Origin of the sequence: Sphingomonas sp. (genome assembly GCF_042096255.1) — a bacterium.
Taxonomy (GTDB): domain Bacteria; phylum Pseudomonadota; class Alphaproteobacteria; order Sphingomonadales; family Sphingomonadaceae; genus Sphingomonas.
Window position 1 is genome coordinate 21254 of record NZ_JBELLZ010000041.1, and the last position, 6929, is coordinate 28182.

6 protein-coding genes are annotated in these 6929 nt (G+C 62.7%); 4 read left to right on the top strand and 2 right to left on the bottom strand.

Annotated elements, in window-relative coordinates:
- Positions 1–288 precede the first annotated feature (288 nt).
- Positions 289–1305, top strand: a complete 1017-nt coding sequence (locus ACFDTH_RS09515) for an AraC family transcriptional regulator (protein ID WP_066516407.1) — start codon at positions 289–291, stop codon at positions 1303–1305.
- 297 nt (positions 1306–1602) lie between these two features.
- Here the strand turns inward: ACFDTH_RS09515 and ACFDTH_RS09520 are convergent, their stop codons facing one another.
- Entirely contained in the window at positions 1603–1947 is a 345-nt protein-coding gene (locus ACFDTH_RS09520; protein ID WP_083949047.1) for a transposase, read from the bottom strand.
- A 99-nt stretch (positions 1948–2046) separates the two neighbouring features.
- Positions 2047–2628, bottom strand: coding sequence for a TetR/AcrR family transcriptional regulator (locus ACFDTH_RS09525; protein WP_066516404.1), 582 nt, complete (start codon positions 2626–2628; stop codon positions 2047–2049).
- 100 nt (positions 2629–2728) lie between these two features.
- Here ACFDTH_RS09525 and ACFDTH_RS09530 point away from each other — a divergent pair, with 100 nt between their 5' ends.
- From ACFDTH_RS09530 to ACFDTH_RS09540, 3 genes are all read left to right on the top strand, one after another.
- A complete protein-coding gene (locus tag ACFDTH_RS09530) occupies positions 2729–3859 on the top strand; it encodes a cytochrome P450 (protein WP_217998848.1) in 1131 nt (376 codons plus the stop codon).
- A gap of 125 nt (positions 3860–3984) precedes the next feature.
- Positions 3985–5253 (top strand): HlyD family secretion protein, encoded by a 1269-nt coding sequence (locus ACFDTH_RS09535; RefSeq protein ID WP_375287288.1) that lies wholly within the window; start codon positions 3985–3987, stop codon positions 5251–5253.
- Entirely contained in the window at positions 5253–6779 is a 1527-nt protein-coding gene (locus ACFDTH_RS09540; protein ID WP_375287289.1) for a DHA2 family efflux MFS transporter permease subunit, read from the top strand. The genes ACFDTH_RS09535 and ACFDTH_RS09540 overlap by 1 nt, the downstream gene beginning before the upstream one ends.
- Positions 6780–6929 lie beyond the last annotated feature (150 nt).

Consider the following 6929-nt stretch of genomic DNA (forward strand, 5'->3'; position numbering starts at 1 on the left):
GGCTGCCGCGCGCCATCTCGCTCGAACGTGCGATCAATCGAGCCCGCCGAACGGCGTGGGGACGAGAGCTTTTTGCGAGCAATCCGTGCGGTTCGTGCATCCGCCGCGGACGTCCTCTCCTTCCCGCTGATCCCTACGATGCCCGCGCTTTGAGCCTGGACGTCACCTTATTGCGACGTGAGACGCTCGAAAATAATGATCTGGGACGGTTTCATTATCTTTTGGGCTAACTAAGCTCTTTACGCGTCAGGCGTCTTCCTCCCGGAGGGATGCGCAGGAGGACCAACGATGACGTTCTGGAACTTCGCTCGAAGCACTGCCAGTGTAAGGCTGCTAATGACCTTCGGGGAGGAGCAGGGCGTGCCAGCAGCGACCCTGCTGAGGGGAACGGGGCTGAGCGCGCCTGATCTGGTTGACCCGGCTCTCGAGATCACTGCCAAGCAGGAGTTGCGGGTGGTGAGCAACCTCGTACTCGAACGCGGCGATCCGGTCAGACTGGGGATTGAAGTCGGGCGACGCTACCGCTTTTCCACCTTCAGCCTGTGGGGATACGGACTGATCAGCAGCGCCACCGGGCTCGAGGCCATTGCATTGGCGCTACGTTTTCTACCTCTCACCTACGCTTATTGTCCCATCACCTTTCATCAGGAAAACCAACTTGGCGTGCTGCGTTTCGATGATCCGGGGCCGTCCATCGGTGAGCCCGAACGGTCGTTCCTGACTTTGCGGGACATGGCCGCTGCTGCCACGCTCGGATCAGCATTGGTTGGCGGCGACTTCGCGCTCCGGAGCTTCACTCTTCGCGCACCGGAACGAGTACCTGACACGATGCTGTTCGGGATGGATGCGGAGGTCAACAGCGCCGTCAACAGCCTCGTGTTCGATCTTGTTCCGTTCGAACGCTCACTTCCAAATGCCGATCCCGTGACCTCTGCCTTGTGCGAGCAGATGTGCTCGAGCCTTCTGCAGCGTCGCTGCAATGAATTCAGGACATCGGCATGTGCGCACGACTTTTTGAGCGCTCTGCCGCCCAAAGCCATAGCAAGCCTGTCTGATTTTGCATTGTTCGCAGGGACCAGTGAGCGCACGATAAAACGACGCCTTCATGATGAAGGCACGAGCTTCAGCCAAATCTCAGCCGACTTTCGTTACCGTCTTGCTAAGGAGTTGCTGAATGACACTGTGCTTAACATCGCCGATATCGCGGAGCGCGTAGGCTTCAGTGATGCGTCGAGTTTCTCGCAGGCGTACAAGAAGTGGTCGGGCGTGGCCCCGAGCCATTATCGTCGTCGATATCCCCGATGACCGTCCCCCGGTTTTTCACTCGGGCACGATGCGAGCTTCCGGCGTGCATCCGTCGGGTTAAGCCGTTGCCAAGGTGCTCGTAGTTGAGCTGCTTTCGCGCATCGCTGTCGTCTTCGAGGTTGAGACGGATCCAGCCTCAGCATTGGCGCCGGATCGCCGACCTCTCGATGCGACTTCCGTGTTTCAGTCGGTCACGAAGTGGGTCACGAGGCGGTCGTGGCTGCACGCTGAGAGAGCGGTATTTCGAGAAGCGGGTAATAGGTCGTGGCAGTTCCCCTCGGGTCGCTGGCTCACCCTTCAAGCCACATCCGACTCAGGGTCACCCCCAACTGTCGGGCCAGCGCAACGCGCGCCTTTCAGAAACCCGATCTCCCGCCGGCGGCGGCAGCCCAGTCCTTCAGCGCCGACGGGCGAGAGGTCCGCGATAGCATGACATGGGCCGCTTCGAACAGCAGCTTGCGGGCGAGACCATCTCCACACTTGGAAATGCGGGCGTTGATGTCGACCCCCCCCCCAACTGGTAGCAGCGAGGGATAAGCCGAGACGGGCCCAGATATCCTGCGAGCGTCGGAAGCGGCGAGGATCGTCGATGGCGCTCATCAAGCTGACGGCCGTCAGCGCTCCGCCGCGGGGCATCATCATCAAGCGGCAGGCGCCGCTTTGCCGCGCAACCCGGGCGAGTTGCTTGGCAAACCGACACGCACCTCGGATGGAAAAGACGGGAGCATGTCAAACGGCTCGTCAATGCAGAGGGACGATGACAGGGGCAAGAGCCAGCCGCCTCAGCAATTGCGAGAGGTCATCCAGAACCTTTGAAGGCCCCGATCTCCCAGGCTCTCTGTCAAGGTGCCAGACGATCACTTCCATGCCAGCGGCCACCAGATGACGGATCGCTAACTCCGGCGGCAGGGTCGGGTCGATCTGAAACGGCAGAACGCCTGCCTGGGCAGTCGCCCGGACGACAATCTCACGCCGGATGCGATCGCCCCCGCCGACCAGCAGCGCTCGGATGGCTCTCCGATTCTGCTCTACGTAGAGTACGAACTCCGCGAGAGCACCCTCCTGATTTCCTTTTACCAAATCTGGGAAGATGCGCGCCGCAACGTCGCCGATCATTGCGTCGGCGACCGCGAGCAGGAGGCTTTCAAGCGAGGGGTGATGACGAAAGAAGGTGGCATACCCGATGCCAGCCTCCTTGACGATCATCTGGACGGTGACGTGCGCCAGTTCTGCCCGATCGAGGACACGCAGCAGCGCCTCGCGAAGAGCGCTGCTGGAGCGCTGGAAGCGCGCGTCTAGGGAACGGTTTGCATCTCTCGGCATTTATGATACACACTGTCTCATAGATTGTACCTGGATCGTATGACTTTCGTTCATCGGCGTTGGCGAGCGATCGGTCATATCATGGTAGGAGTGCATCCTCATGGCCACCATCACGCGAGACGATCGCAAGAGTGATCCTGTCATCAACGGCGTCTTCGACCGACCTGTGAACCAGTTCGCAGACGCGAGAGCCGTGCTTCGCAACGACAGCCTTCGCCAGGCCGGTTTTCGGGCTGATCTCATCGAGCGGTTCGGCAATCCTCGCTTCGCTCCCATCCTTTTCCAACACGGAAACCGTCATCGCGCGCAGCGCGCAGCGACCGCACGGTTCTTCGCTCCCCGAACAGTCGACACGAAATATCGGGCCCTTATCCTGAAGGAGAGCGGGCGCCTCCTCACCGACCTCCAGGCTACCGGCGAGGGACGTCTTGATCAACTTACCCTACGATTGGCTGTATTCGTGGCAGCGGAAATTGTTGGCCTGACGGAAAGCGATCCGGCTGCGATGGCATGGCGTCTCGAACACCTTTTTTCGCAGGATGCGGCGACGTCGGGAGGTACGGTCATCGACCTTGCTCGGTTCGTGCGCGCTCAAGGCCGCATGTGGCACTTCTTTGTCCGCGATGTGCTTCCTGCGCAGCGGGCGCGTCGCGCGGCACCGCGGGACGATGTGATTTCCCATCTCATGAAGGAAGGGTACGGTCCCCGCGCCTTGCTGACCGAGTGTGTGACCTACGCGGCGGCAGGGATGGTCACCACACGCGAATTCATCTCCATGGCGGCATGGCATATTCTGCGCGATGAAGACCTGCGCTGCCGTTTCGTGGAGGCCGATGAGAGCGTACGGATCGAGATCCTGGAAGAAATCCTGCGCCTTGAGCCGGTGGTCGGGACCCTGCGACGCAAGACGCCCGATGGTGATCAGGTATACGCGATCGATGTCCGCGCTGCGAACACTGACGCGCAAGCCATGGGGGCGTGCCCGTTCCGGATAGACCCCGCACGGGAGCGAGCCGAGCGCGTGCCCGGACCCGGCCTGGCCTTTGGCGATGGTTCGCATCGCTGCCCGGGGGCGAGTGTCGCTTTGCTGGAGGCTGCGATCTTCCTGGGAGAACTCGTCCGACTTCCAGGTCTGGCTCTCGCGGCTGATCCGACGCTTCTATGGAACCCGCTTATTCACAGCTACGAGGTTCGTGACTTTACCGTCATGTGTCGCCGTGAAGGCTCGTAAAATGCCACGGGCTTAAAATCGTCCCCCCTGTCCTCGCCGAGGCCACCCGTTCGTGAAAACGTGGTGGAAACGCTCCTGTCCCGCCGCTAGGACACGATACGGTTTACATATTACAAGGTTGCAGAGTGGCTGACACGCAGGCCGAATCCGGCGAGCAAAGGTCCGACAAGCAGGGATCCGACAAGCAGGATCGAGATGAACGGGGGTCCGACCAGCCTCGATCCGAGGCAGGGAACGACGACCAGAAGGACAACAACGCAGACGAGGACGACAAGCTCAGCCCTCTCGAGCGCTATCCTATCGTCCGCTACGTCTTTGTCGCCGCGCTTGTCGCCGGCATCATAGCTGCAATCGCCTGGTACATGAACTACCGCGCGAGCGGCCAGTACCTGCAGTCGACCAACAACGCCTATGTGCGCGCGGACTTCGTGACCGTCTCGCCAAAAGTCGGCGGCTATGTCGAGCGCGTCCTAGTCGCCGACAACCAGCCCGTCCGGCGCGGCCAACTGCTGGCCGTGCTTGATCCCCGCGACTACCGCGCCAATGTCGAACAGGCACAGGCCCAGATCGCGGCGGCCGCAGCCAACATCCGCGCCGCGCAGCGGACGTTCGACGAGCAGCAGGCCGGAGTCGGACAGGCCGCAGCCCAGGTCGCGAGCGCCGAGGCGGCAGCGGTCGCTGCCGAGCGGGAGGTCCAGCGCTACGAGCCGCTCGCCCGCTCCGGCGCCGAATCGCGCGAGCGCCTCGCCAACCTCGTCCTGCAGCGCGATCGAGCCGCCGCGGAGCTGCGCGCACAGCGCGCGGCCTACCTTGCCGCCCGTCGCAGTGTTGCGACCCAAGCGGCTCGCATCGTTCAGGCGGAAGCACAACGCGGCACCGCTCAGGCGCAGCTTGCGCGCGCCTCGACGGACCTCGGTGCGGTCGAGATCCGCAGCAGCATCGACGGCGTTGTCGCCGACAAGGCGGTCCGGGCCGGGCAATATGTCCAGCCGGCGACCCGGCTGATGTCGGTGGTGCCAGTCGATCAACTCTACATCGAGGCCAATTTCAAGGAAACCCAGGTCGCGCTGATGCGCGTCGGGCAACCCGTGACCATCAACGTGGATGCACTGGACAGCGCCGAACTGCGCGGCCGGGTTGCGAGCTTCTCGCCAGGCACAGGCGCGCAGTTCTCGCTCATCCCGCCCGAGAACGCGACCGGGAACTTCACCAAGATCGTTCAGCGAGTGCCCGTGCGGATCAGCATTGAAGCGGGGCCGGAGTCGCGCTGGGTGCTGCGTCCCGGTTTGTCGGTCGAGGTCACGGTCGACACGATCAGCGCAAAGGGAAGTCGTGACCGGATCAAGCAGGAAACCGAGCGGCTGAAGCGCGGCGAGACGCAGGGCACGCGCTGATGGCGACCGAACGCGCCGGCCTGCGCGACTGGCTCGCCGTCGCGGCGGGCACGATTGGGTCCTTCATGGCGCTGCTCGACATCTCGATCGTGAATGCGGCCTTGCCCACCATTCAGGGCGAGATCGGCGCGAGCGGCACCGAGGGCACTTGGGTCGCGACCTCCTATCTCGTGGCGGAGATCGTTATGATCCCGCTCAGCCCCTTTCTCGTGCGCCTGTTCGGCCTGCGCAACTTCCTTCTGGGTGCAGCGGTCAGCTTCACCGGCTTTTCCATCGTGTGCGGGATCTCGACGACGCTGCCGATGATGATCGCTGGCCGCGTGGGCCAAGGCTTCACCGGCGGTGCACTGATCCCGACCGCCATGACCATCATCGCGACACGGCTGCCGCCGTCGCAGCAGCCGATCGGTACCGCCGCGTTCGGCGGCACCGCAATCCTTGGTCCGGTGCTCGGGCCGATCATCGGCGGCTGGCTCACCGACAATTACAGCTGGCATTACGCCTTCTTCCTAAACGTGCCGGTCTGTGCAGGGCTTGTCCTGCTCCTGCTGTTCGGGCTCAAGCACGAGCATCTGCGGCTCGACCAGCTACGCCATGCCGACTGGTTCGGGATCGCGGGACTCGCGATCGGCCTGGGTGCGCTCACCGTCATGCTCGAGGAGGGGCAGCGCGAGATGTGGTTTGAGTCCGCCATGATCGTGAAACTCGCGATCGCCACGGTCTTCGGCTTCGTGCTCATCACGATCGGACAGGTCCGCTCCGCGCATCCAGTGCTCAAGTTGTCGCTGATCTTCAGCCGCTCCTTTGGCAGCGTATTCGTCCTCAGCCTTATCATCGGCGTCGTACTCTACGGGGTGACCTTCCTCATCCCCCAGTTCCTCTCTTCGATGGCGGATTACAGCGCGCTGCAATCGGGCAAGGTGGTCTTCGTCTCCGGTATCCCCGCCCTGATGCTGATGCCGTTCCTGCCGCTAGCGTTCAAATATCTCGATGTTCGCCTGGCAGTCTTCGTCGGCATGACGCTGATCGGCGTTAGTTGCGCCATGGATTGGCACCTCACCGCGCAGTCGGCCGGGGGCGACCTGACGGATTCACAGCTCGTCCGTGGCTTCGGGCAGATCTTCGCCATGATGTTCCTCAACCAGGCCGCGATCAGCGCTGTGGCGCCCGAGGATGCTGGTGATGCGTCCGCGCTGTTCAATGCGGGGCGCAATCTAGGCGGATCGATCGGTCTTGCCATGATGGCGACCCTCCAGGACCGACAGACCTTTCTCCACTTCAATCGGCTGGGCGAAACGGTGTCGGCCAATGCGGCGACCACGCAGGAGTGGTTTGCGAAGGCTATGGCCATGCCGTCCGGCGAAGCCGGCGCGTATCGGCAGCTTGCGGGTCAACTCCTGGAGCAGTCCACCGTCATGGCCTATAATGACCTGTTCTTCGCGCTTGGCGTCGCGATCGCGGTCACGACGCCGCTGGCACTGTTCCTCCGCCCGATCTCCTCCAACACGCAGATGGCGATGCACTGATGAAGCGACTCAGCTGGGCCATCCTGCCCGCCCTCCTGACCGGATGCGTCGTCGGACCCAACTATGGAGGCCCGCCGGGCGTCGCGAGTGGGGAACGCTCCGGATCGACATTTCGCCGCGCAGATCAGGCAGTCACGTCACCGCAGCTCC